This is a genomic window from Actinacidiphila oryziradicis, from assembly GCF_005047355.1.
Classification (GTDB): domain Bacteria; phylum Actinomycetota; class Actinomycetes; order Streptomycetales; family Streptomycetaceae; genus Actinacidiphila; species Actinacidiphila oryziradicis.
In genome coordinates this window covers 1-21,805 of the sequence record NZ_SUMC01000121.1, presented here as the reverse complement: position 1 = coordinate 21,805, position 21,805 = coordinate 1, and the positions used below count along the sequence as shown (strand labels likewise).

24 protein-coding genes and 3 pseudogenes are annotated in these 21,805 nt (G+C 68.9%); 10 read left to right on the top strand and 17 right to left on the bottom strand.

The window, feature by feature from the left end:
* Window positions 1-19: 19 nt before the first annotated feature.
* The 5 genes and pseudogenes from FCI23_RS61430 to FCI23_RS47565 form a co-directional block, all read right to left on the bottom strand.
* Window positions 20-391: a tyrosine-type recombinase/integrase gene (locus tag FCI23_RS61430; RefSeq protein ID WP_246144742.1), complete on the bottom strand. Its 372-nt coding sequence runs from the start codon at window positions 389-391 to the stop codon at window positions 20-22.
* A 392-nt stretch (window positions 392-783) separates the two neighbouring features.
* Window positions 784-1,029 (bottom strand): annotated as a pseudogene (locus FCI23_RS64340) (tyrosine-type recombinase/integrase); the annotation flags it as partial.
* Between the two features lie 233 nt (window positions 1,030-1,262).
* Window positions 1,263-1,445 carry a helix-turn-helix domain-containing protein gene (locus tag FCI23_RS47575; protein ID WP_136730249.1) on the bottom strand — a complete coding sequence of 61 codons (183 nt, stop codon included), beginning with the start codon at window positions 1,443-1,445 and terminating at the stop codon, window positions 1,263-1,265.
* 188 nt (window positions 1,446-1,633) lie between these two features.
* Window positions 1,634-2,584, bottom strand: coding sequence for a DNA-methyltransferase (locus tag FCI23_RS47570; protein WP_136730248.1), 951 nt, complete (start codon window positions 2,582-2,584; stop codon window positions 1,634-1,636).
* Window positions 2,581-3,507, bottom strand: coding sequence for a TRM11 family SAM-dependent methyltransferase (locus FCI23_RS47565; protein ID WP_246144739.1), 927 nt, complete (start codon window positions 3,505-3,507; stop codon window positions 2,581-2,583). Before FCI23_RS47565 ends, FCI23_RS47570 begins: the two co-directional genes overlap by 4 nt.
* Before the next feature lie 37 nt (window positions 3,508-3,544).
* Between FCI23_RS47565 and FCI23_RS57515 the strand changes: the two genes are divergently transcribed.
* Window positions 3,545-3,709 carry a hypothetical protein gene (locus FCI23_RS57515; RefSeq protein WP_169317309.1) on the top strand — a complete coding sequence of 55 codons (165 nt, stop codon included), beginning with the start codon at window positions 3,545-3,547 and terminating at the stop codon, window positions 3,707-3,709.
* 305 nt (window positions 3,710-4,014) lie between these two features.
* Window positions 4,015-4,362, top strand: a complete 348-nt coding sequence (locus FCI23_RS47560; protein ID WP_136730247.1) for a pilin — start codon at window positions 4,015-4,017, stop codon at window positions 4,360-4,362.
* On the opposite strand, the gene FCI23_RS47550 is transcribed toward FCI23_RS47560, so the two are convergent.
* Window positions 4,340-5,545 (bottom strand): maleylacetate reductase, encoded by a 1,206-nt coding sequence (locus FCI23_RS47550; RefSeq protein WP_246144738.1) that lies wholly within the window; start codon window positions 5,543-5,545, stop codon window positions 4,340-4,342. The two genes, FCI23_RS47560 and FCI23_RS47550, sit on opposite strands and share 23 nt — an antisense overlap.
* A 19-nt stretch (window positions 5,546-5,564) precedes the next feature.
* Window positions 5,565-5,738 carry a hypothetical protein gene (locus tag FCI23_RS47545; RefSeq protein WP_211265792.1) on the bottom strand — a complete coding sequence of 58 codons (174 nt, stop codon included), beginning with the start codon at window positions 5,736-5,738 and terminating at the stop codon, window positions 5,565-5,567.
* Window positions 5,739-5,758: 20 nt separating this feature from the next.
* Between FCI23_RS47545 and FCI23_RS61420 the strand changes: the two are divergent.
* Window positions 5,759-5,848 (top strand): annotated as a pseudogene (locus tag FCI23_RS61420) (NADPH-dependent FMN reductase); the annotation flags it as partial.
* A gap of 82 nt (window positions 5,849-5,930) precedes the next feature.
* Here the strand turns inward: FCI23_RS61420 and FCI23_RS47535 are convergent.
* Entirely contained in the window at window positions 5,931-6,134 is a 204-nt protein-coding gene (locus tag FCI23_RS47535) for an NADPH-dependent FMN reductase family protein (protein ID WP_211265791.1), read from the bottom strand.
* On the opposite strand from FCI23_RS47535, the gene FCI23_RS47530 reads away from it, so the two are divergent.
* The 5 genes and pseudogenes from FCI23_RS47530 to FCI23_RS47510 all read left to right on the top strand — a co-directional run bounded on the left by FCI23_RS47530 (window position 6,129) and on the right by FCI23_RS47510 (window position 12,073).
* Window positions 6,129-6,803, top strand: coding sequence for an FUSC family protein (locus FCI23_RS47530; RefSeq protein WP_136730246.1), 675 nt, complete (start codon window positions 6,129-6,131; stop codon window positions 6,801-6,803). The genes FCI23_RS47535 and FCI23_RS47530 overlap by 6 nt on opposite strands.
* Window positions 6,804-7,213: 410 nt before the next feature.
* Window positions 7,214-7,882, top strand: coding sequence for a trimeric intracellular cation channel family protein (locus FCI23_RS47525; RefSeq protein WP_246144737.1), 669 nt, complete (start codon window positions 7,214-7,216; stop codon window positions 7,880-7,882).
* Window positions 7,883-7,929: 47 nt separating this feature from the next.
* The gene (locus tag FCI23_RS47520; RefSeq protein WP_246144736.1) at window positions 7,930-9,225 is read left to right on the top strand and encodes an amidohydrolase; all 1,296 of its coding nucleotides are present in this window, start codon (window positions 7,930-7,932) and stop codon (window positions 9,223-9,225) included.
* A 156-nt stretch (window positions 9,226-9,381) separates the two neighbouring features.
* A pseudogene (locus tag FCI23_RS61415) lies at window positions 9,382-9,617 on the top strand (DNA primase); the annotation flags it as partial.
* 80 nt (window positions 9,618-9,697) lie between these two features.
* Window positions 9,698-12,073: a SpoIIE family protein phosphatase gene (locus FCI23_RS47510; RefSeq protein ID WP_322974019.1), complete on the top strand. Its 2,376-nt coding sequence runs from the start codon at window positions 9,698-9,700 to the stop codon at window positions 12,071-12,073.
* A gap of 356 nt (window positions 12,074-12,429) precedes the next feature.
* Here FCI23_RS47510 and FCI23_RS47505 read toward each other — a convergent pair whose 3' ends face one another.
* The 7 genes from FCI23_RS47505 to FCI23_RS47470 form a co-directional block, all read right to left on the bottom strand.
* Window positions 12,430-12,687 (bottom strand): hypothetical protein, encoded by a 258-nt coding sequence (locus FCI23_RS47505; RefSeq protein ID WP_136730244.1) that lies wholly within the window; start codon window positions 12,685-12,687, stop codon window positions 12,430-12,432.
* A gap of 236 nt (window positions 12,688-12,923) precedes the next feature.
* Entirely contained in the window at window positions 12,924-13,721 is a 798-nt protein-coding gene (locus FCI23_RS47495; RefSeq protein ID WP_136730243.1) for an IclR family transcriptional regulator, read from the bottom strand.
* 248 nt (window positions 13,722-13,969) lie between these two features.
* On the bottom strand, window positions 13,970-14,689 hold the full coding sequence (locus FCI23_RS47490; protein WP_136730242.1) for a 3-oxoacid CoA-transferase subunit B: 720 nt from the start codon (window positions 14,687-14,689) through the stop codon (window positions 13,970-13,972).
* Window positions 14,689-15,444, bottom strand: a complete 756-nt coding sequence (locus FCI23_RS47485; RefSeq protein WP_136730241.1) for a CoA transferase subunit A — start codon at window positions 15,442-15,444, stop codon at window positions 14,689-14,691. The genes FCI23_RS47490 and FCI23_RS47485 overlap by 1 nt, the downstream gene beginning before the upstream one ends.
* A 270-nt stretch (window positions 15,445-15,714) precedes the next feature.
* Window positions 15,715-16,506: an HpcH/HpaI aldolase family protein gene (locus tag FCI23_RS47480; protein WP_136730240.1), complete on the bottom strand. Its 792-nt coding sequence runs from the start codon at window positions 16,504-16,506 to the stop codon at window positions 15,715-15,717.
* Window positions 16,503-17,411 (bottom strand): cupin domain-containing protein, encoded by a 909-nt coding sequence (locus FCI23_RS47475; RefSeq protein WP_136730239.1) that lies wholly within the window; start codon window positions 17,409-17,411, stop codon window positions 16,503-16,505. The genes FCI23_RS47480 and FCI23_RS47475 overlap by 4 nt, the downstream gene beginning before the upstream one ends.
* A gap of 16 nt (window positions 17,412-17,427) precedes the next feature.
* A complete protein-coding gene (locus tag FCI23_RS47470; RefSeq protein WP_136730238.1) occupies window positions 17,428-18,321 on the bottom strand; it encodes a DUF6282 family protein in 894 nt (297 codons plus the stop codon).
* A 310-nt stretch (window positions 18,322-18,631) separates the two neighbouring features.
* Here FCI23_RS47470 and FCI23_RS47465 point away from each other — a divergent pair, with 310 nt between their 5' ends.
* Together FCI23_RS47465 and FCI23_RS58840 are read left to right on the top strand one after the other, a co-directional pair.
* Window positions 18,632-19,969, top strand: coding sequence for an MFS transporter (locus FCI23_RS47465; RefSeq protein WP_246144735.1), 1,338 nt, complete (start codon window positions 18,632-18,634; stop codon window positions 19,967-19,969).
* A 91-nt stretch (window positions 19,970-20,060) separates the two neighbouring features.
* Entirely contained in the window at window positions 20,061-20,270 is a 210-nt protein-coding gene (locus FCI23_RS58840; protein WP_211265790.1) for a hypothetical protein, read from the top strand.
* Window positions 20,271-20,668: 398 nt separating this feature from the next.
* Here the strand turns inward: FCI23_RS58840 and FCI23_RS57510 are convergent, their stop codons facing one another.
* Window positions 20,669-20,845, bottom strand: a complete 177-nt coding sequence (locus FCI23_RS57510) for a hypothetical protein (RefSeq protein ID WP_169317308.1) — start codon at window positions 20,843-20,845, stop codon at window positions 20,669-20,671.
* Between the two features lie 124 nt (window positions 20,846-20,969).
* Window positions 20,970-21,805, bottom strand: an 836-nt coding sequence (locus tag FCI23_RS47450) for an integrase core domain-containing protein (RefSeq protein ID WP_136730236.1), incomplete at its 5' end; no start/stop codon positions are given.

Here is a 21,805-nt window from a genome sequence, read left to right as displayed (position 1 = left end):
TAATTGCCAAACTCCCAGCTCAGGCCGCCAAGTTGTAGGAGGATGGAGACCCCGTCGGACCGCGCTCTGACCTCGTGACCTGCGGGTTCTCACCCGTCTGATGCAATTCCCGAGGGTTGCCGTAGACGTCGACGGTGGTCTTGATCGATCGGTGACCGAGCCAGCGGGAGACCTCGTGGATCGGGATGCCGGACGCGAGGGCGGTGGAGGCGAAGAAGTGACGCAGGCAGTGCGGCGTGTACTTCGGACTCCCGTCGGGGTGACGATGCCGGCGGCCTTGAGCGCCTTTCTGAAGTGGTAGGCGTAGGTCGTCGCGGTGGGCATGGTGCCCTTGCCCCGATCGCGCGGTGCGAACAGGACCTCCATGCCCGCCGCCGTCACCGTGCCCCACTCCCGCAGGTGTGCCTCGATCTCCTCGGCGAGGAACGCGGGCGTGGGAACGTCGCGGTACTCCCCCTCGGCCCGGTGCTTGAGGGGGATGAAGCGGGTCTGGCAGTCCTCGCGGTTCGCCTTGGAGCTCACTTGCCGGCGCACCCGCAGGAAGTCGGGCCGGCGGCAGTCGGCGGTGAAGGCCAGGGTCTCGCTGATGCGCAGCCCCGCCCCGGCCTGCAGGTAGATGGTCAGCCGGTACTGCGGTGAGATCTGCTTCGCGATGAGATCGACCTCGTGGAGGGTGGGAATCTTGTCCTCGTCGATCGCGTGCGCCCCGACTCGGGGCATTTTGACTCCTTCGGTGGGATCGTCGGCCCGTCGCTTTTCCTCGACTGCGGTTTGGAAGAGGTGCGTGACCAGTTTCATCCGGTCGCACACGGTGCTGGCCGCGAGCCGCTTGCTGACGGCGGCGACGAAGGCTTCGATGTCTTTGTGCTGCACGCCCGCGACGGTCTTGCCGCCGAGCGCGGGGAGGAGGTGGATGCGCAGGAAGCTTTCGTAGTTGCGGTAGGTGCCCTCGCTGACGACCTGGCGCTCCAGCCAGTCGGCGGCGTAGGCACGCAGGGTGATCTCGCCGCGTTTGGGGTCCAGGAACACACCCTCGTAACGGTCGTGGCGCAGCTTCGCGGCGAACGCGTCTGCTTGGGACTTCAGCTCGAAGCTCGGCTGGCGCTCTTTGGCCCCCGGTCCGCCGGGCTCGCGGTAGCGGACGGTCCACGGGTGCCCGCACCGGGGCTTGGTACAGGGGAAGTTGGCGCTCCGCTTGTCGCTCTTGCATCTCTGATAGACCGTGGCCACCAGATCTCCTTGCTCAATTTGGGGCACTGGGCTCACCCGTAGTGCTCGTCCAGGTAGTTCGTGATGTCGCGCTCGCGGAACCGCAGGAGGCGTCCGACCTTCTGGGGTGTGAGCCCCCAGGCGCGGTACTTGTTCCTGACGGTGGCCTCACTGACCCGCAGCCACGCGGCGACCTCTTCCACGGTCAGCAGCCGGCTGCTTCCATTTCGTGTCATGGGCGCACCGTCCGGGGCGGGTGCATGGTGTTCTCCCCTCGTGTTCGGGTGGGCGGACAGCGGTGCGTGGCGTGGTGCCGGCGGGGCTGTCGCACCGGGCGTCGACCATGGACGCTCCATCTCGGCACCGCAGTCAAGCGGGCGGTATTCCGCTTCGCGCTCCCCCGGGAGCTGGTCGGCCGTGTCCATCAGAGGGCTCCTGACGCCCTGCGCAGCCGGGCGAGGGCCAGGCAGTGGAAGTCCTCGCGTAGATCGATGGCGAGCGCGCGACGGCCGAGACGGACGGCGGCCTCCACGGTGGTGCCGGATCCACTGAAGGGGTCGAGGACGAGGGCACCGGGGCGGGACCCGGCCGCGATGCATCGCAAGGGGAGGTCGATGGGGTAGGCGGCGGTGTGGGCGTGGCGGGTGGGCCGGGTGGCGATCGTCCAGACGGTTCCGGGGTTGCGGCCGTGGGGGTGGGCGGCGGTGTCCTGGTGCTGGGCGGGCTGGGGGCTGGGGCCGGAGAGGGCGGGGCAGGTCCGGGGGTGGGGCCAGGTGCCGCGTGCGGTGTTGGGTTTGTTGGCGGTGTGGTGGGCGCGGCGGGAGAGGGTTCGGTCGCCGGTGTAGGGCTGGCGGATCGGGTCGAGCTCGAAGGCGTAGGTGGGTTGTTTGGTCAGGAGGAAGAGGTGTTCGTGGCGGCGGGAGAGGCGGTTGCGGGCTGATTCGGGGATGGCGTTGGGTTTGTGCCAGATGATCTCGTTGCGCAGGATCCAGCCGTCGTCCTGGAGGGCGAGAGCGGTGCGCCAGGGCAGGCCGAGCAGGTTCTTGGCCGGGAGGGCGGGCATGCCGGAGGTGACACAGCGTCGGGCGCCGGAGCCGGTGGCGTAGGTGTCGGCGAGGTTGAGCCAGCAGGTGCCGTCGTCCCGCAGGACGCGGTGGACCTGCTGGAAAACGGTGCGCAGCCGCTCGACGTAGCTCCTGGGGGTGGGCTCGTTGCCGATCTGGTCGGGGTGGCCGTAGTCGCGGACCCGGTAGTTCGGCGGTGAGGCGACCACGCAGTCGACGCTGGCCGCAGGGAGTTGGGCCAGCATGTCGGCAGCGTCGCCGAGCAGCAGGGTGACGTGGTCGTCCTGGTACCACGGCTGCGGATGGTTCATGGGCGGGCCTGTGCCGGGATGGGCCCGTCTCCGGCCCGGGTGTGCGGCGGGGCCGGGCGGTCCCTTCCGGGGCGCTGGAGGACGAGGGTGTCCTCGTGTGCGATGACGTGCACGGGCAAGCCGTGGACGCGGGCGTCGCGGACGTTCTTCAGTTGGAAGAAGGAGGGGCGGGTGATCAGGCGGCCGTCGCGGATGCCGGCCAGCAAAGCGACGCAGCGTTCGGTGGGGATGAGGCCGGCGGCCTCACCGGCGGCGAGGACGGCGGAGGGCAGGTCGATGAGTTCGCCGCGTTCACGCCAGGGGCGGGTGGTGATCACGACGGTGCCTCCGGGCCGCAGCGCGTGGCGGCATTGGGTGAGGATGTCGGTGAAGGCTGTGAGGAGGCGGTCGGTGCCGACGTGGGCGAGGTTGGTGGGGTCGGTGCCGTAGCGGTGGTCGAATTTTTCGACTTTGGGGCGGCCGGTTTCGCGGGTGGAGCGGACCTGGCCGTGAACGGAGGAGCCATACGGCGGGGAGGTGACGATGAGGGCGACCTGGCCGTGCTGCTGTTCGGCGAGCAGGCGGAGCAGGTCGCGGGCGTCAGCGCAGTAGACCTCTCCGGTGCCGGGGGCGCCTTGGCGGATGGCGTGCTTGAGGTTGGCGCCGGCGATGTAGGCCCACTGGGGTTCGTATTCGATACCGATGGCGGTGCGGCCGAGGTGGACGGCCTCGACGAGGGTGGTGCCAGTGCCGCACATGGGGTCCAGGACCAGGTCGCCTGGCTGGGTGTAGTGGGCGATGGCGTGGGCGGCGATGGCGGGGAGCATCTTGGCGGGGTGGGCGGAGGTGACGGCCAGGTAGCGGTCGGCTCGCTGGGCGGCCGCTGCCGAGCCGCTGGAGGAGCTCCCGGCTCCGTGCGCGCTACCCGAGGCCGGGACCGCCAAGGCCTACGCGGTACTGCAGCGGGCGGTCAACGCCAACGTGCTGGACGAGAGCGAGGCGGAGCTGATCGCCCGCACCCGCCTGGACGGCGAAAGCATCCCGGCCTGCGCCGCGCAGAGCGGGATGAGCACCCGTCAGCTGTACCGCAAGCGCGCCCAAGCCGAGCAGCGACTCGCCAACGCCCTGCGCCAACACGCCTTCTGACCAGGGAAAAAGGCGTGCGATGGCACAATCGGCGCCCGAATTCTCCTTAAAGAGTGAGAGCACCAGTCCCAGCAGCCGCTGAACCGGCTGGTGCCTCACCCGCTCATGAGGTGTTCCGGGTCCGGGCACGCCGTCTCGTGCTGACACCCCGAGCCCACCCCGCCACCGCGCGCCCGTCCCCTGGAGGAGGTGCCGCGCTGTACCGGGGGCCGCCCGGACCCGGGACACCTCAGCCGCCCGCCTTTGCTCTCCGCGCACCGTCATGGTCGCGGCCCATTCCTGCCCCGGTTCTCGGAGGTGCCCTCGTGGTCACTCGCTCCCGCCCGCCACGTGTCCGGGCGCGTCACCTTGTGCGCCCAGCGCAGTTCCTCTGCGTACTGCTGGTCCTGGCGCTGGTCACGGCCGGTCCGGCGTGGGCGGCGGCCACGCTGCCGGAAGTCATCGCCAACGGCCGTAACTGGATCATGGGCATCCTGGCCGGAGCCGCCACCCTCTTCCTGACCACCGGGGGCCTGCGCTACCTGATGGCCGGCGGCGACCCGGGCGAGGTGGAAAAGGCGAAGACCGCGCTGCGCAACGCCTGCTACGGCTACGGCCTGGCCGTCCTCGCACCGGTCATCGTCGAAATCCTCAAGTCGATCGTGGGCGCGTGAAGACCCGCGCGCCCACCGGACGGCGCACAGCCGCCCGGTGGGGTGCCGCCGTAGCCCTCGCCTTGCTGCTCCTACCGATCGGGTCGACGGTTTCCGTAGCCGTGATCCCCTCAACGCGGACAGCACCGGCGGATCCTGGGCCGCAGCCGATTCCCACGCCGGCACCCGGCCCCGCGCCTGGGCCCGGCGCCGACCCGGTACCGGCCCGCTCGGCGACGGCGCGCAGGTCGTCGCGCGGAACTCCCAGCGCGCCGAGGGTGGTTGGGCCGTTATAGCTGCGGGCGAGCCGGCCGACGACCGCTACCGGGTCGCCGCCGGTGATCCGCTGGAGGCGGGCGGCAGCCTTCGGGGCGGCGGGGAGGTTGAAGGCGAGGACGTGGGCCAGGAGCAGTGCGTGGAGCTCCGCGTGTGGCAGGTCGAAGGTCCCGCCGAGGGCGTGTGCCAGTTGGTGGTGCAGCCCCATCCGGGTCTGGGCCAGGCAGAGGCCGGCGAGCCAGGTGGCTTCCTGGATGCGTTCGCGACCCGCCAGTTGCGACGGGTCGTCGAGTACCGCCGGGAGTGTGGTGAGGATGCCGTGGACCGACTCGGTCGCGAGTCCGTCGGTGGCAGCGGTCGCGTTGGGTGCCCAGAGCGCCTCTACCGCGTGGGCCAGGGCGTTTAGGGAACTGGTCAGCGTGAGCCCCACCGGCATCGTCAATGTCAGTTCCGGGTCGTACACCACAGTCCCGGGCGCGATCGCCGGATCGCGGCGCGTCGTCTTCACGCCGTTGTCCGTCTCGCCCAGGACCGGGGTCACCTCGGATCCGGCGTACGTGGTCGGGACGGCGACCTGCGGTATTCCGGTGCGTGCCGACAGCGCTTTGGCGAGACCGACGGCCGAACCACCGCCGATCGCCACCACGCTGTCGGCGGCCGATTCCCCAACGACCTCCATCGCCTTGGCCGTCACGGCCACCAGGGTGTGCACGACCGGTCGGTTGAAGCGTGCCGCCAGGCGGGTGCCGAGCACCCCGGCGAGTTCGTCGGCCGCGGCCTTGGCGGACCCGGTCGCAACGAGCAGCACCCGCCGGGCACCGAGGCGCTCGATCTCCCCCGGGATCTCGTGGCGTGCTCCGCGGCCCACGAGTACCCGGGAAGGGAGCGTCTCGTGGAGAGCCACATGAGTGGCGGTGCTCTTCGACATGGTCGGTGCCTCCGTCGGTTCAGTTCGTCGGGGTGGGGGCCTGCAGGGGGATCAACGGGGTGCCGACCATAAGCAGTTCGTCGAGCGCCTTCTTCGCGGCGGCATCCGTGATCTCATCGCTCTGGAACGTCCCGGACCAGTCCAGGCGCTGGCCGACGAACGGGACGGAGACGCCGTCGGTAACCGGAACCATGCGGGAACGCCCGCGTCGCCAAGGCCCAGGCGTTCGTCCTGGTCACACCCGAGTACAACAACGGCTACTCCGCCGTGCTGAAGAACGCACTGGACTACCTGAGCCCGTGAATGGGCGTACAAGGCAGTCGTTTCCTGTCGTACGGCGGCGTTTCGGCCGGCCTGCGGGCGGTCCAGCAGCTCAAGCAGGTCGTCATTCGTGGACGTAGTTGCCGGTCATCGGGTGGTTCGGCTCGTTGAACAGCGGCAGGTCGATCTCGGCGAGGTCGGCCACGTCCACCTCAAAGCCTTCGTGGGCGCGGGCGGCTTCGGCGAACGACTCGGCGACCGCGGCGCCGGCCCGGTTCGGCAGGAATCCGCGGCCGGACCGGCATCGAGCTGACGCCGGCTCGTGCATGCGCGCGATGAGGTGCGACGGCGGCTCCGCGCCGGGGTGCGTGAGGTTCCCGCTGTCCGGGAGCGTGTCAGGGACGGCCTGTGGCCGATCCTCCAGCAGACGTGCGCGGCAACGGTGGCGTGGCTGATCGCGAGACACCTCGTGCATCACCACGAGCCGCTCTTCGCGCCGGTGGCGGCCCTCGTCGCGCTCAACGCCTCACGGGGCGAGCGGGGTGCGAACGCCGTGCGGCTGCTGCTCGGGGTCGTCATCGGCATCCTGATGGCCGAACTCTGGCTTACGGTTCTCGGCAATCATGGATACGGGACGCTGTCGATCGCCACGTTCATGGCCATGCTGATCGCGCTCCTGCTGGGTGGTGAGCGGATCGTGCTCGCACAGGCGGCAGTCAGCGCCATCCTCGCCGTCGCCACCTCGAACGCCGAAGCCGGGCCCGGAACGGCTGCCGACGCGCTGATCGGCTCCGGTGTGGCGTTGCTGACGAGCCAGATCGTTTTCCCTGCCGAGCCGATCGCGCTCCTACGCCGGGCCGAGGTGACCACCTTGCGAGCCCTCGCCGACGCGCTGGATCTCGCGGCCCTCGCCCTGCGGCACCGCGATCACGTGCTCAGTATCGGCAGCATCGCGATGTCGTCGTTGTGGGGGCGGACTGTCTTGCGTATCGGATGAGCGTGCCGGCGAGCTCGTCCATCATCCGGTACTCGGCCCCGGCAAGCTGGCGGCCGAGGGCGGCCGTGGGAAAGCCGATGTGGGCGCCGGGTGTTTCGATGAGACCGTCCGTGAGCTCGGCAGGTACTCCTTCCAGCTCCCCGACCTGCCCGGCGGCCTGCGGCTCCTGCGCGGCAAGGACGCCAGCGACGAGGAATGACCGGCCCTAGTTCGTACCCCACCGACTACGGAGGGAGGAAGTTCTACGCCGACCAGGCGACGGCCGATCAGGTGAACCAGAACCCCCGCCACCGGCTCTGGCCAGCTGATCAGCACCTCCCGCACGGTGGGGGAACCTCAGTTAGGCACGCGCGCCGGGGGGGTGACCACGCTGCGTGGTTTGCTGTATGGGAGGCGGGAGGTGCTGGTACGTGAGCGGCTGGTTGTCACCGGAGAAGGTGGCCGAGGTGACGCGGGCGCTGGACCTGAGCGGGGTCTTCACCAACGGCGTGCTCGGCGGAGTACTGGCCCGGGACCGCGATCTGGACCTGTTCGGCTTCCTGGTCATCGGCGTCGTCTCCGGCCTGGGCGGCGGGGTCATCCGCGACACCCTGCTCCAGCACGGCACCCCCGTGGCCCTGACCGACTACACGTACATCGCCACCGCCACCGCCGCAACCTTACTGGCCTTTGTGTTCGACCTGAGCCGCCACACCTCCGGCCTGGCGTTCACCCTGCTCGACGGCGCAGCACTCAGCGTCTGGGCGGTCGCCGGGGCGCAGAAGACCCTCGCCGCCGGCCTGGGCTGGCTGCCGGCCGTGCTCCTGGGCACGATCACGGCGGTCGGCGGCGGTGTCGTTCGAGACCTGCTGCTGGGCCGCATCCCCCGCGTCTTCGGCGGTTCCCCCTTGTACGCGACCATCGCGGCACTGGTCAGCGTGGTGATGGTGGTCTGCAGTGGGCTCGGCGTGCCCACCCTCGGCATCCTGGTCGGCGTCGGGGGCGGGACCCTGCTGCGGCTGGCCGCACTCACCTGGGGCTGGATGCTGCCGAACGGCCGCGACTGGCGGCCGCGGTCCACCCGACACCGGGACCCCTGACATGGATACGGGCCAGCCGGCCCGCGGACAAGGAGCAGACAACTGTGGTGATCAAAGCATCCACGAACACGACAGGCCCTGCGGATGGTGTCCTGGCCGGACTGGAGGGTATCCGTTCCGAGTTGGAGGACTTCTACAAGGACCTGCACGCCCATCCTGAGCTGGGACACCAGGAGCACCGGACCGCGGCCCGGGTAGCCGAGTGCCTGACGGGCTGGGGCTACCGGGTGCACGAGGGCATCGGCGGCACCGGCGTGGTCGGCGTGCTGGCCAACGGCGACGGGCCGACCGTCCTACTACGGGCCGACATGGACGCCCTGCCGGTCCGGGAAGACACCGGCCTCCCCTACGAAAGCACCGCCGCCGCCACGGACGCAGCCGGCCGGCAGGTGCCCGTGGCACACGCCTGCGGCCACGACATGCACGTCACCTGTTTGCTGGGCGCGGCCCGGCTGATGCGGGCCTCCCCGCAATCGTGGCAGGGCACACTCGTTGCCCTGTTCCAGCCCGCGGAAGAACCGGGGGACGGTGCCGACCGAATGCTCGCCGACGGTCTCGCCGACCGCATCCCCCGTCCGGACCTCGCATGCGCCCAGCACGTGCTGCCTTATCCCGCCGGGTATGTGGGCACACGCTCCGGATCCTTCCTCTCGGCGGCGGACAACCTGAAGATCACCGTCTACGGGAGAGGTGCCCACGGCTCCGAGCCCCAAGCCGCGATCGACCCCGTGGTCATGGCCTCGATGATCGTGGTCCGCCTCCAGACGATCATCTCCCGGGAGCTCGCCGCCACCCAGCCCGCAGTGCTGACCGTGGGCTCCGTCCAGGCCGGTACGACCGGCAACGTGATCCCGGAGTCGGCGGAAATCCAGCTCAATGTGCGCACCTACGACGAGGGCACCCGCAAGGAGATCCTCACCGCCGTACGGCGCATCGTCAAAGCAGAGTGCGACGCCTCCCGCGCGACCCGGGATCCGGGCTACGAAGAAGGCAGCCACTTTCCGCCGACCATCAACGACGAAGCCCTTACCCGCGAGGTCTCCGCCGCCTTCACCGCGTACTTCGGGGAGCGGGCCCACACCAGTGAGCTGCAGAGCGCCAGCGAGGACTTCAGCCGGATCCCGGACGCCTTCGGTATCCCGTACACCTACTGGGGCATCGGCTGCATCGACCCCGAAGCGTACCGGGTGGCCGAGCAGCACGGCACGGTCGCCCAGGACATTCCGGTCAACCACAGCGCCCGTTTCGCACCGGTCCTCCAGCCCACACTGGACACCGGCGTACAGGCCCTGGTCGTCGCCTCCCTGACCCGGCTCGCGAACCCCGACGACGAACGCCCCTGAAGCGGCGCACCTGGCGACGCCACGGACTCCCGATCCATCTGAAGCAAGGCCTCTACGGTTTCAAAACCAGGGGATTGACATACCGCGCTTCCCCGGCGTGTGTAGAGGCCGCACACGCGGCGCGGGCCGGCTCAGCGCACGCGGCCGTGCACTGGCTTCTTCTCCTTCCAGCCCACCCACAAACTGTGGCTGCTGGGCAATCACCATCCCGAGGTCGACACCGGCGGCTTCGCGTTCTGGCGCCGCATGCGCCTGATCCCCTTGGAACGCGTCGTCCCCGAGACCGCAAGATCGATAACCTGGCCAGTGTCCTGGTCCGTGAAGAAGGACCAGGGATCCTGGCCTGGCTCGTCGACGGTGCCCGCCGGGACGCAAGCGGCGTGAGGGGGCTGGGCTGTTCGGGGGTTCTGCGTGGGCAGCCAGCTCCACAGGTACGCCCGGCAGGGCAGGGTGGGTAGTGGAGGTGGTCACCGTGGCACCCGATGAATCGCTGATGGTCGTGGATGGCAAGGGCGTGGTGGTGCAGTGGAGCCGCCAGGCGGAGGAACTGCTGGGGCGGGCGGCGACCGAGGTGGTGGGGCAGCCGGCGACGAGCCTGGTCACCGACGCCGGGACTTGGTCCGGCCGCGGTGCGGAGCCGGACTGCGGTGCGGCGGTGCTGCACCACCGGGACGGCCGCGCGGTCACCGCCGACCTGCGGGTGCGACCGGTGCTGCGCCGGGACGGCTCAGTGGTCTGGGCCATCAGCCAGGCACCGGCGGCTGAGGCTGCCACGGGTGGTATGGGGGCCGCGGTGCTGGAAGCCCTCTTCACCCAGTCACCGGTAGGCCTGTACGTCCTGGATACGGAACTGCGGATCGTGCGGGCCAACAAGGCCACGCGGGCCACGAGCGGGGTGCCCGCTGAACGGACCGTCGGACGCCGCCTCACCGATGTGTACGATCTCTCCGCCCCCAGCGAGATCCAAGCGATTTTCCGTCGGGTGCTGGAGAGCGGCATGCCTGCGCGGGAGCATTTGCTGCGTGCGCGCGCGAAGGCCGAGTCGGGAGGGGAGTACGTGGCCTCGGTCTCGGCGTTCCCCCTTCAGGACCCACACGGGACGGTCCTGGGCGTGGCGGTGACGGGGGTCGACGTCACTGAACGCGAAAAAGCGCGTACCCGCGCGCGCATCCTCGATGCGGTGCGCGAACGCGTGGGGCGGACTCTCGACGTGGTAGACACCTGCCAGGAACTGGTGGAAGCCCTGGTCCCGGCCTTCGCCGACATCGCTGTGGTGGAAATCGTGGATAGCGCGGTGCGGGGCGAGGAACCTCCGCCCGGCCCCCTCGGCCGGGACGTGCCACTACGCCGTGCTGCCTTCCGCACCACCAGCGGCGGCGCGCACCAGGCTCAAGCGCATCCGATGGGCGACGTGCGCAGCTTGCCGTCCCCGACTCCCTACGGGCAGGCGCTGGCCGACCTACAGGTCCGAGTCCTTGCTCTGGGCCCTGACACGCCCTGGCTGACGGCTGACCCTGCCCGTGCTGAGGCAATTCGCGCATCCGGTGCCCAAACCCTCATCGCCGCGCCCCTGGCCCTGCGTGGGACGGTGCTCGGACTGATGAGCCTCTACCGCACCCAACAGGCCGACCCGTACGACGAACACGATGTCGCCCTTGCCCGCCACCTGGCCGCCCACACCGCCTTGTGCGTCGACAATGCCCGCCGCTACACCCGCGAGCACACCATCGCCGCGACCATTCAACGTCACCTGCTGCCCCCATGCCCCTCGTCGCAGACCGCCGTCGAAACCGCCCACCTCTATGTGCCCGGCAACGCCGGCGCAGGCGGCTGGTTCGACACGTTCGCCCTACCCAGCGCCCGTACCGCGCTGGTCGTGGGCGATGTCGCCGGGCAGGGCATCCACACAGCCACCACCATGGGACAGCTACGCACGGCGATCCGCACCCTGGCCGCGCTGGACCTGGAACCCGACGAGCTGCTGGCACGCCTCAACGACACGGCAACGCTCCTCGCAGCAGAACGCGCCGCTTTGCCACCCGCTGACCCCGTGCACCGGCAGGCGCTCACCGCAAGTTGCGTGTATGCGGTCTACGACCCGCTCACCCGCACGTGCACCTTCGCCCGGGCCGACCACCCCCCACCGGTCATCGCTCACCCCGACGGCACCACCGAGATCCCCGACCTGCCCACCGGACCACCCCTGGGCAGCGTCGAGGGGCCACCCTTCGCCGCCGCCACTGTCAAAATCGCCGACGGCAGCATCCTCGCCTTTTACACCCCCGCAATCCTGCCCCCTCCCCCTCTTGTGCCACAAGCGACCCTTGGTCCCCTCCAGCAGGTGCTGTCCCACCCCGACCGGCCCCTCCAGGACCTGTGCGATGACGCGCTCTACACGCTACGGAACGACACCCGCCCCGGCGACGCCATCCTTCTCCTGGCCCGCACCCACACCTTTCCCCCCGACCGCGTCGCCACCTGGGAGCTCGACCACGACCCCACAGCAGCCGCCACAGCGCGCGCCCACACCAGCCGCCAGCTCACCGCTTGGGGTGTGGAAGAGGAAACCGCCTACGCCACCGAAGTGATCGTCAGCGAACTGGTCACCAACGCCGTCCGCTACGCCACCCCACCCCTGCGCCTGCGCCTCATCAAGCACCACACCCTTACCTGCGAGGTCCACGACACGAGTTTTACCGCACCGCGCATGCGCCATGCCCGCACGGTCGATGAAGGCGGCCGCGGCCTGTTCATCGTCGCTCAGCTCGCCCAGAACTGGGGCACCCGCTACACCCCCAACGGCAAGACCGTCTGGACCGAGCAGGCCCTCCCGCCGCAGCCCCGGTAGCACTTGCGCCCTGCACGTCCACATCTCGGATGTGCCCCTGCCCGGCGGCCATAGCTCGCGTGCGAGCGGATGCCCTGTTGGTGACCTGCGGGCTCATCCCGGTGTTCGACCTGCTGGCCGACCGGGCAAGCGGATCACGGCCGCCGGCGCCGCGGGCCACCTGGTGCTCTCCTCCCCGGCCATCCTCCCGATGGCCATGCCGTGGCGACCCTCGAGGCGAGACGGGCGCAGACCCGAGGCAATTCCGACGGGACCGCGCAGCGATGGCCTACGGGCGCATTTACGCCATGCCGCCCGGGGTCAGGCCCGGAACCATGGACGGCATGTCACAGATGCTTCAACCTCGAGCGCACCGCCTAGATCTTCGCCGGAACCAGCTCCAGGCCCAGCATCCGGGCCATCTCCTTGGCCCGCACCCAGCCCCGAGCCGTCCCGGACGCCATGATCCGCTGATAATCCAGCGCGAGCACGGCCACCTGAAGCTGCTCATGCCGATGCGGCACCACCGAACCCGCCACCGCACCGCGCTTCGGCGTCTCCAGGACGACATCCGGACAGGCCACCACTTTGCCCGAGCTCTCCTCCTGCGGCCCGGACAGCACTTCGGTCACCATTTCCCGCGCGATGACCAGCCGTTTCGGCTCCCCTCCGCGTCATCGAGTTCCGCCTGCAACCGCTCGACCCGCTCCCGGGCAGACGCTTCCCTCGTTTCCAGCAGACCCAGCACCGACGCCACCGGACACCCCCACACGACCAAGAAGAAACACGACGCCCCATCCCTCCCTCACTGGAGGCAAACCCACTCCCACCAGCAGAAACTCAGCGATCAAGTTTGGAACAACAACGGGAGCTAAGGTCGCGTAAGGGGGGTCTTGTCCGGCAGGTACGAGCCGCCGAGTTCGTTGGTGAGTTGGCGGGCCGTGTCAACGACTTGGCGGAGTTCTGGCGCGTCGTCCGATATGGACAGCGTGTTGTCGGTGCCGATCACTGCCACTGTGGCGCAGATGCCGTATTCGTCGAATACCGGGGCTGCCACGGCGACCACACCGGGTGTGCTCGATGCCGAGCAGTGCCCTGCGGCCCTGACGGCGTCGATCTCCTTCCGGAGCTGTTCGCGCGGCGTGTTCGGCAGCGTGGCCAGTAGCCGTTCCATCGACAGCTGGTCGCTGTGGTATGCGACGAACACCTTGCTTTGTGCGGCATTGAGCGGCAGATGACTGCCGACCCGCACGGAGACGACGACGATGGTGGCGGTGTCCTCCTCGGCCCGGGCCACTACTGGGCCCGTCAGGCCCCAAAGGCTCAGTACGGCGGTCATCTGGGTCGAGCGGGACAGAGCTTGCAGGTGCCGCGGGGCCAGGTTGACCACCCGGCGCCGGCCGATGGCGAACGCACCGAGCTGAAGCAGCAGCCCTCCCGGGATGAACCGTCCCGGTTCGCTGCTGCGCTCGAGCAGCCCGGCGGCGACGAGCGACGTGCAGTAGCGGTACGCGGTCGTCCGGTTGAGGTTGAGCCTGTCTGCGACTTCGCCGGTGGAGAGCTCCGGCGTGCCCGGTTCGAACAGCGCCAGGATCTGGCTGACCCGGCTGACAGCCTGGATGTCGGCCTGATCGCCCTTGGGCGGTTCGGAGGGGCGCGACGACTTCACTACTGGGTCCTCCTCGTCGTCGGTGCGCCCACTAGGGCTTGTTCACGAAGTGAACATCTTAGCCGGGACGGCAATGTGCAGCAAGGACCTATTCTTCTCTCCCCTTCCAGCCCATGGGCTTGAGTAAGGCCTGCAGCGGACCGGACTGTGTTCGAGATACGCATCACGTGTTCATAATGTGACAAATGTTCGTCGTGGCTCGGTCGCCCTGCTGCGGGGTAGCGCAGGGCACCCGGACCGGACACAGGCTACGGGGGCGAAGGACTGCCTGTAGCCGGGCGGATGCCGGGGCGCCGCAGAGCGGAAGGGCGGTCACCGGCGCCCGGATGCACGACCTCGGCAACCCGCAAGGGAGCAGCTGTTGCGGCGACGACGTCGTCGGGCGTGACGCCCGGCGCGGTTTCCACCAGCAGCAATCCGTCGTCGGTGACGTCGAGGACGGCCAGATCGGTGATGATGCGGTGGACGCACGTCGCGCCGGTGAGCGGCAGCGAGCACTCCTTGACGATTTTTGGGCTGCCGTCCTTTGCGGTGTGCTCCGTCAGAGCGATCACGCGCCGCGCACCGTGCACGAGATCCATGGCGCCCCCCATGCCCTTGACCATCTTGCCGGGGATCATCCAGTTGGCAAGGTCGCCGGCGGCGGAGACTTGCATGGCGCCCAGGACGGCTGCGTCGATGTGGCCGCCGCGGATCATGCCGAACGACAGCGCGGAGTCGAAGAAGGAGGCGCCCGGGAGGACAGTCACCGTCTCCTTGCCCGCGTTGATCAGGTCCGGGTCGACATCGGCCTCGGTCGGGTAGGGGCCGGTGCCGAGTACGCCGTTCTCGGACTGGAGGACGACCTGAACTCGGGGAGGCAAGTGGTTGGGGATGAGGGTCGGCAGTCCGATGCCGAGGTTGACGTAGTCGCCGTCGGCGAGCTCGGCCGCGGCGCGCGCGGCCATCTCGTTCCTGGTCCAGGCCATCAGCCGCGCACCGTCCTCTTCTCGATCTGTTTGTCGGAGGCCTGATCCGGCGTCAGCGGGACCACGCGTTGGACGAAGATCCCGGGCACGTCAACCGCGTCGGGTTCCAGAACGCCGGGTTCTACCAGCTCCTCCACCTCGGCGATGGTGATCCGCCCGGCCATGGCGGCGAGTGCGTTGAAGTTGCCGGCCGACTTGTTGAAGACGAGGTTGCCGTGGTGGTCGCCCCGGGCAGCCCTCACCAGCGCGTAGTCGGTGACGATGCCGCGCTCCATGACGTACGGGCGGCCGTCGAACTCGCGGGTCTCCTTGGGCGGTGAGGCCAGGGCGACGCTCCCGTCGGGGGCGTACCGCCAGGGCAGGCCGCCGTCGGCTATCTGGGTGCCCACGCCGGCGGGCGTGTAGAACGCCGGGATGCCGCATCCGCCCGCTCGCAACCGCTCGGCGAGCGTCCCCTGCGGAGTGAGCTCCACCTCCAGTTCGCCCGAGAGGTACTGGCGGGCGAACTCTTTGTTCTCGCCGACATAGGAGCCGGTGACGCGTGCGATACGGCCCGCCGCAAGCAGGATGCCCAGGCCGCGCCCGTCCACGCCGCAGTTGTTGGAGACCGCCCCCAAGCCGGTGGCTCCCTGTGCGTGCAGCGCCTGGATCAAGACCTCCGGCACACCGCACAGGCCGAAGCCGCCCACGGCTAGGGACGAGCCGTCGCCGATATCTGCCACAGCCGCAGCGGCGGATGTCACAGTTTTGTTCATGTAGGGCCCTTCAGTGGTTCGGGGGCGGGACCCCCTGGTGGCCGACGGCAAGGCAACGTGCACGCCAAGCGGCAAGGTGGTTGCGGGTGAAGTCCGCGGGAATCCGCCACAGCGCCCGTCAGCAGCGATGTCCGCGCACTCCCGGCCGCCCGGGCGTCGCCCAGGGGCTGCGCGGACATCGCTGCTGTACCGTGCTGTGCTGCTTACCCGACACGCGAATGGTCGGCCCCCGACGTGGATCGGGACGACTGTCCCGTGGCGGATTCCGGTTCAGCTCGTGGGCGCGCTCTCGAATCCGCGGAAGGACGAGACGAGCGCCTGCGCTGCCTCGGCGAGCAGCGAGCAGTCGTTGTGCAACACGACGAAGTCGCACCCCTCGCGCACCGCCTGGACCGCGCGCTCGGGCACTCCGCCGAATGCCAGCCCGCACTTCTTGTTCACGGCGTGCGCGGCGTCGACGGCCGAGGCGATCAGCTCCAGCACGTCCGGAGACGTCGGTGTCGAGCCCATCGACAGGAAGAGATCCGCGGCGCCCACGAACACCGCGTCGATGGTGTCGAGGGCCAGCATGTCCGGCGCTGCTCTGATTGCTTCCACGCTCTCCAGCTGCGGGATGCACAGGACGTGGTCGTTGCCGCAGGCCAGGTATTCGGGTGTCGGGCGCAGGCCCCACAGCCCGGCCCTGCTGGTACCCCCGGCGCCGCGCGTGCCGTGCGGGGGGAAGCGGCATGCTCGCCCGACCGACGCCGCTTGTTCAAGCGTGTCGACGTGCGGTACCAGGATCCCCTGTGCCCCGGCGTCGAGGATCTTCTGGATGGTCGACGGCGTCTTGTCCGGCACTCGCACGATCGGCACCATGCCGAGGGCAGTGGCGGAGTTGATGAGCCGGTAGGCCGTTTGCAGGTCCAGTGGGGCGTGCTCCATGTCGACCACGACGAAGTCGAATCCGGCGAAGGCCATGATCTCCACCGGCTCGGCCGCCGCGATCTTCAGCCATGTCCCGAGCGGTACGCCTGCCCGGGCTGCGTGGAACAGGCCGCCTGAGCGTTGTGTGCCGGTCATGGCATCGGGTAGTCGTCGGCGTTCAGGACCCACCCCGGCTTCTCGGAGAAGTCGACTCGCGGCGGACTGAAGATGTCGACGAGCTGGTTGACGCCCGGGCCGTACGCTTCGGAGGTGTGGACGGTCGGCGGCGGGATGATTGCCGCCGACGGGCTGCCGATCCTGACGTGGTCGTCGTCGCGCCACGCCGTGCTGTCCCCGAGCCAGGGGGTGCGGATGTGGTGGAAGAACTCGCCCTGCACGGCCAGCGACAACTGCTCGAAGTCGTCGTGCGTGTGCGGCGAGAGTTTCTTCGGATCGCGCGGTCCGTTGCTCTCGGGTAGGAAGTTCACCATGAACGAGCGGGTGCGGAAGATGCGGCCGAACCGTCCGGGCTCGTCGGCCACCTTGGACAGCGGGTACACGCGCACCCGGTTCCCGCCCGGCGGCGTGGGCCAGCGCTCCAGCAGTGCGACGCGCGGGTGGTGCTGCTCGTAGGATCCGGCGTTGGCCGCGAGGCCCGACCAGGTGGTCTCGCCCGCCTCGACCAGGCGCACGAGCGGTCCCTCGCCCAGTACGCTGATGTGCGAACTGCCGGGGGGCACGACCACGAGTCCGGCTCCCTCGACGCGTGTCGAGCCTTCGACGGTGACGACGTCGAAGGCCGGGGAACCGGCGGTGGCGACTACGGCCAGTTCGTTGTCGAGGGTGCCGTTGTCCAGCTGGTCGCCGGGCCTTGCGAAGGTGTGGATCAGTATGACGTTTTGACCGCGCACCACCGCCGTACGCTCCTCGACCGACGGGCCCGACCCGGCCGAGAGCTCGCGGAAGTCGAAATACTGCGGGGCTGCGATCGCCTCACCGGACTCGGGCCGGGGGCGGGCCGTGGCGGCGAGGGTGGAACGCGGATCTGTGTCGTCGTACATGCGTGTCCTTCCAGGCTCAGTCGTCGAGGTTGAGCAAGTAGGCCGGGTTGTCGCGCACCACGCGCTGCAGGTCTCGTTCCGGCAGGCCGAGGTCGAGCAGGGCTGCGGCGACTCGCAGCCACGCGTCGACCGGCTTGGGGTTGACGGCCTGGCCGAAGTCGGACGCCAGCACGGTGTGCTCAGGCCCGATGGTCTCGATCCACTTCATCAGGTGGGCGGGATCCCACTTCTGCGTCCCCTCCGGGTCGTACATGCCGACTTCGTGTTCGACGAACGCGCCGAGTGCGGTGAACTCGCGGCACATCTCGGGCTCAGCGCCGATGACGAAGTCCGGGTGGCTGATGACCATGCGGGTCATGCCCTTGTCCTTCGCTGCCTGGAACAGGGCACGGATGTACTCGGGGTACATGTGCCCGCCGTTGACGACGGCTCCCTGCTCCTTGACCTCGTCCAGGATGTCGTGCGCCGCCTGCTTGAGGTTTCCCGACTCGTCGAGGACGTCGATACGCTCGAGGGTCAGCGGCACGGTGGTCGTGGGGAAGGCCCCGTCCTCGGGGTGGCACTCGATGTGCCGGCCGGAGGAGATGGTCGGGAACCACACGACCTTCCCCCCCATGCGCAGGCACATCCGCACGGCGTGGACGTTCAGGCCGCCCACAGTGCTGTTCAGGGCGATCCCGCCGAAAACCTGCGCCTTGACGTGCGCCAGGCGTCCTTTCATGGCCAGGACGTCCATCTGCGTGTTGTGGTGGTGAGACTTGGCCACCATGGCCCGCATGTTGATGCGAGCGCCGTCCTCGGCGGCCTCGACATGGTCGAACCGGCGGGGGAACGGGCTCGGGCCGGAGTGAACGTGCATGTCGACCAGGCCGTCGAGGACCCTGGCGAGAGCTGGACTGGACGTCGTCATCACTGCAACTCCTTGTTCGGAATACGAATCCTACGTTCACCATAATCATCCATGTCAAGACTGCAGGCTGACGCATCGACTCCGACGGCACCCCGGGCCATGCCACTTGCCCGTGTATGAGCAGGAACATGTCCCATTTGATGGCAACCCATCCAAACCCTTGTGCATAGTGGGTCACCGGCTTATGGTCTCTATGTTCACTTGGTGAACACGGCGTTCGGTAGACCGTACCGCTCGCTGCGCACCCTTTACCCTCGGAGGACCAACGATGGTCAGACCGGCTCGAGGAGATTCGAACACCTCCGCTGCAGTGGCGACCGAGCCAGTACCGGGCACGGCGCACGGCCCCGACATGGCCAAGGTCAAGGCTGCGATCCGCGGCGGCACCCTGGCCTATTTCGTCGACCAGTTCGACATCTACCTGCCGATCGTGGTGCTGGCCCCCGCCATGGGGTACTTCCAGTCGGCGTCGATCAGCGCTGCGACGGCATCGCTGATCTCGTCACTGGTCTTCGCCTCAACCCTGGTGGCCCGCCCGCTGGGCGCCATGGTCTTCGGCCACTTCGCCGACACCGTCGGCCGCAAGCGCACGACCCTGGTGGCCGTCGCCGGCTTCGGCATCACGACCTTGCTGACCGCCTGCCTGCCCGGATACGCGACGCTAGGCGCCTGGTCGGTCGGCCTGCTGATCGCGCTGCGGTTCGTGGACGGCATTTTCCTGGGAGGCGAGTACACGACCGCGGTGCCGCTGGCGATGGAATGGAGCCCCAAGCACAAGCGCGGCCTCTACGCCTCGATCATCACCTCGACCTCGCCGGGCGCCTATGTCGTGATCGCGGCGCTGACCCTGCTGCTCTTGCAGGTCATCCCCTCGGCCGGTCCGCACAGTGCGTACCTGCAGTGGGGCTGGCGGATCCCCTTCTTCATCGGCGCACTGCTGGCCGCCGGGCTGTTCCGCTATTACCAGACGCAGGTGCACGAGCCGCCGACCGAGCACACCGGCGCCAAGCACAAGGTGCCGTTCGTGCGACTGCTGGTCAGCCACCCCAAGGCGCTGACGCAGGTCTTCATCCTCATGACCGGCGCGTGGCTGGCCACCAACATGGAAGCCGCTTCCACCCCGAACCAGTTGGCGAACCACGTCATGCTGTCCAGCAAGCAGGTCACCCTGACCATGCTGGTGGTCAACGCGGTCGCGATGATCTCCTATCCGGTCTACGGGATGCTGTCGCATCGGATCGGGCGCAGGAACTTCTACATCGGCTACGGGATCGGTGTCACCGTGTTCGGCGCCGGCTCCTACGCCCTAATGATGACGTCCGGACACGGGTTGGGGGCACCGCTGGGCTACGGCGTCGTACTCGGCCTGTTCACCATCGGCACCTACGGTCCGATCGCGGCATACCTGACCGAGCGGTTCCCGGCCGACATCCGTTCCACCGGCTACGGCGTCGGGTACAGCCTGGCCCTGATCGCCCCGGCGTTCTACGTCTTCTACCAGCGACAGTTGGCCTCGGTGGTGCCCTCTCACCTGACACCAGCCCTCCTGATCGCCATCGCCGGCGTGCTGATCACTGTCGGCGGCGCGTTGGGCCCGGAGACCAAGGACGTCGACATGAGCCTCGACGACGCGCCGACGACCGGGTGACTGGTACGCCGCGGCCGCACCCTGCCCCGCTGGAAAAGCCGTCGCCGTAGGAGGGAGGGTCGCGCGCGGTACGGCAGAATACGGTATCCACATGGAAAAATTCGCAGGCCAACAGCCCGCGTTCCTGTCCGCCGACGGCGCCGCCGAATCCGTTGTGCATCACCAGTGTCGGCTTCGGGCCCTCGCCCGCCGCCCGGTAGAAGTAGCCGTGCATCACGGTGCCCTCGTACGGGATCTGCACGGGGGGATGACGGGGATGTGGGCGATGGCGTCACGGAAGCAGGCGACGCCGCGCTCGTAGGCGTGGTCGATGCGCGGATCGTGGGGGTTGCCGTGAGAAGATTAGCACCCGAGTGCGGGTCCGCCCCCAGTTCGAGGAGGCGCTGAGGACCGCGCGGGACATCAAGGCGCACGCCCCACGTTGCCGGGTCATCCTCACCGTGTACGAGACCAGCACCTTCACGACCGGTGCCGGTCCGGCGGTCGACGGCGGACAAGCGCCGGACCACCCGCGCCGGACGTCACAGCACGGTTGCGCGGCCCAGGACTTCGGGCGGCGGAGCCGCAGCCGTGAGCACTGCGGACATAGATCGGCAGGCCGGCCCGCCGCCTTCAAGGCGAGCCCGCTGTGCCGATCCCACGGGTGGACACGGCTCGAGGCCCCCGGCTCAGCTCCGGACACGGAATGAGCTGGGACGACTACTCCTCGCGTTCGTACTCAGCCTGAGCCCGCTTCTCGTCGAGTTCGTCCTGGGCGGCACGGTAGATGTCACTGACGACTCTGCGAACAGCCTGATCGTCGGACCCTGAGGAGGCGTCCCTGATGCGGTCGGCCCACTCGTCCACTCCATACAGATTTTCTGATTTCTTACTCATGTCACATTTGTACCCTTTTGGGGCTTCGCTTGTCTTCCCTACCGGTAGGGGAAGCGGCAGTGGTGACCAACAGCAGACCGCGACGGCGCAGATCTTGTGGGGCTCGAAAAGTCGTCGCCGCAGGTCAAGCGGCGTACCGGTACTCGTTGATAGCACCGCCGAGGACGCGGGTGCGCAGGAGTGTGTGGCCGTCGAGGTTGTGGATGGTGGCTGGTTGCCCGGAGGCGTGAGGGGGCCGTTGATCTCGGGCCCGGTGAGGTCGATGCGTGTTGTAGTGCCGTTCGAAGTCGGCGAGGACTTGCCGGGCGTGGGCCTCGTTCATGAGTAGGACGTGGTCGAGGGCCTCGCGGCGGACGGTGCCGATCACCCGCTCGCAGTGTGCGTTCATCCGAGGCGCCCGTGGCGCGCTGAGCAGCACGTTCGTGTCCTCGGCTTCGAAGACGGCATCGAAGGACTGGTCGTACTTGGCGTCGCGGTCGCGCAACACGAAGCGCAGGGACTCCATGCGCGTGTCGAGTTGGTCGGCGAGATTGCGGGCCTGTTGCGTCGCCCAGGCCCGGGTGGGGTGGGCAGTGACGCCGGTGATGTGCAGTTGGCGGGTGCCGTGTTCCAGGAACGCCATGGCGTACAGGCGCTTTCCGAGCATGGTGTCCACGGGGAAGAAATCGGCTGCGATGATCCCTTGGGCTTGGGCGGTCAGGAACTCGCGCCAGCTGGGACCGGACCGGCGCGGAGCCGGGCCGATGCCCGCGGCGTTCAAGATCCCCCAGACCGTGGACGGTGCGATCGGATGGCCCAGCCGGGCCAATTCGCCCTGGATCCTTCGGTGTCCCCACCGGGGATCCTCGCCGGCCAAACGCAGCACCAGATTCCTGAGCGCGGCCGCAGTCGGGGGTCGGCCGGTACGCCTGCGGCGGGCGGAGTAGTCCCACTTCTTGGCGATCAGCTTGCGGTGCCAGG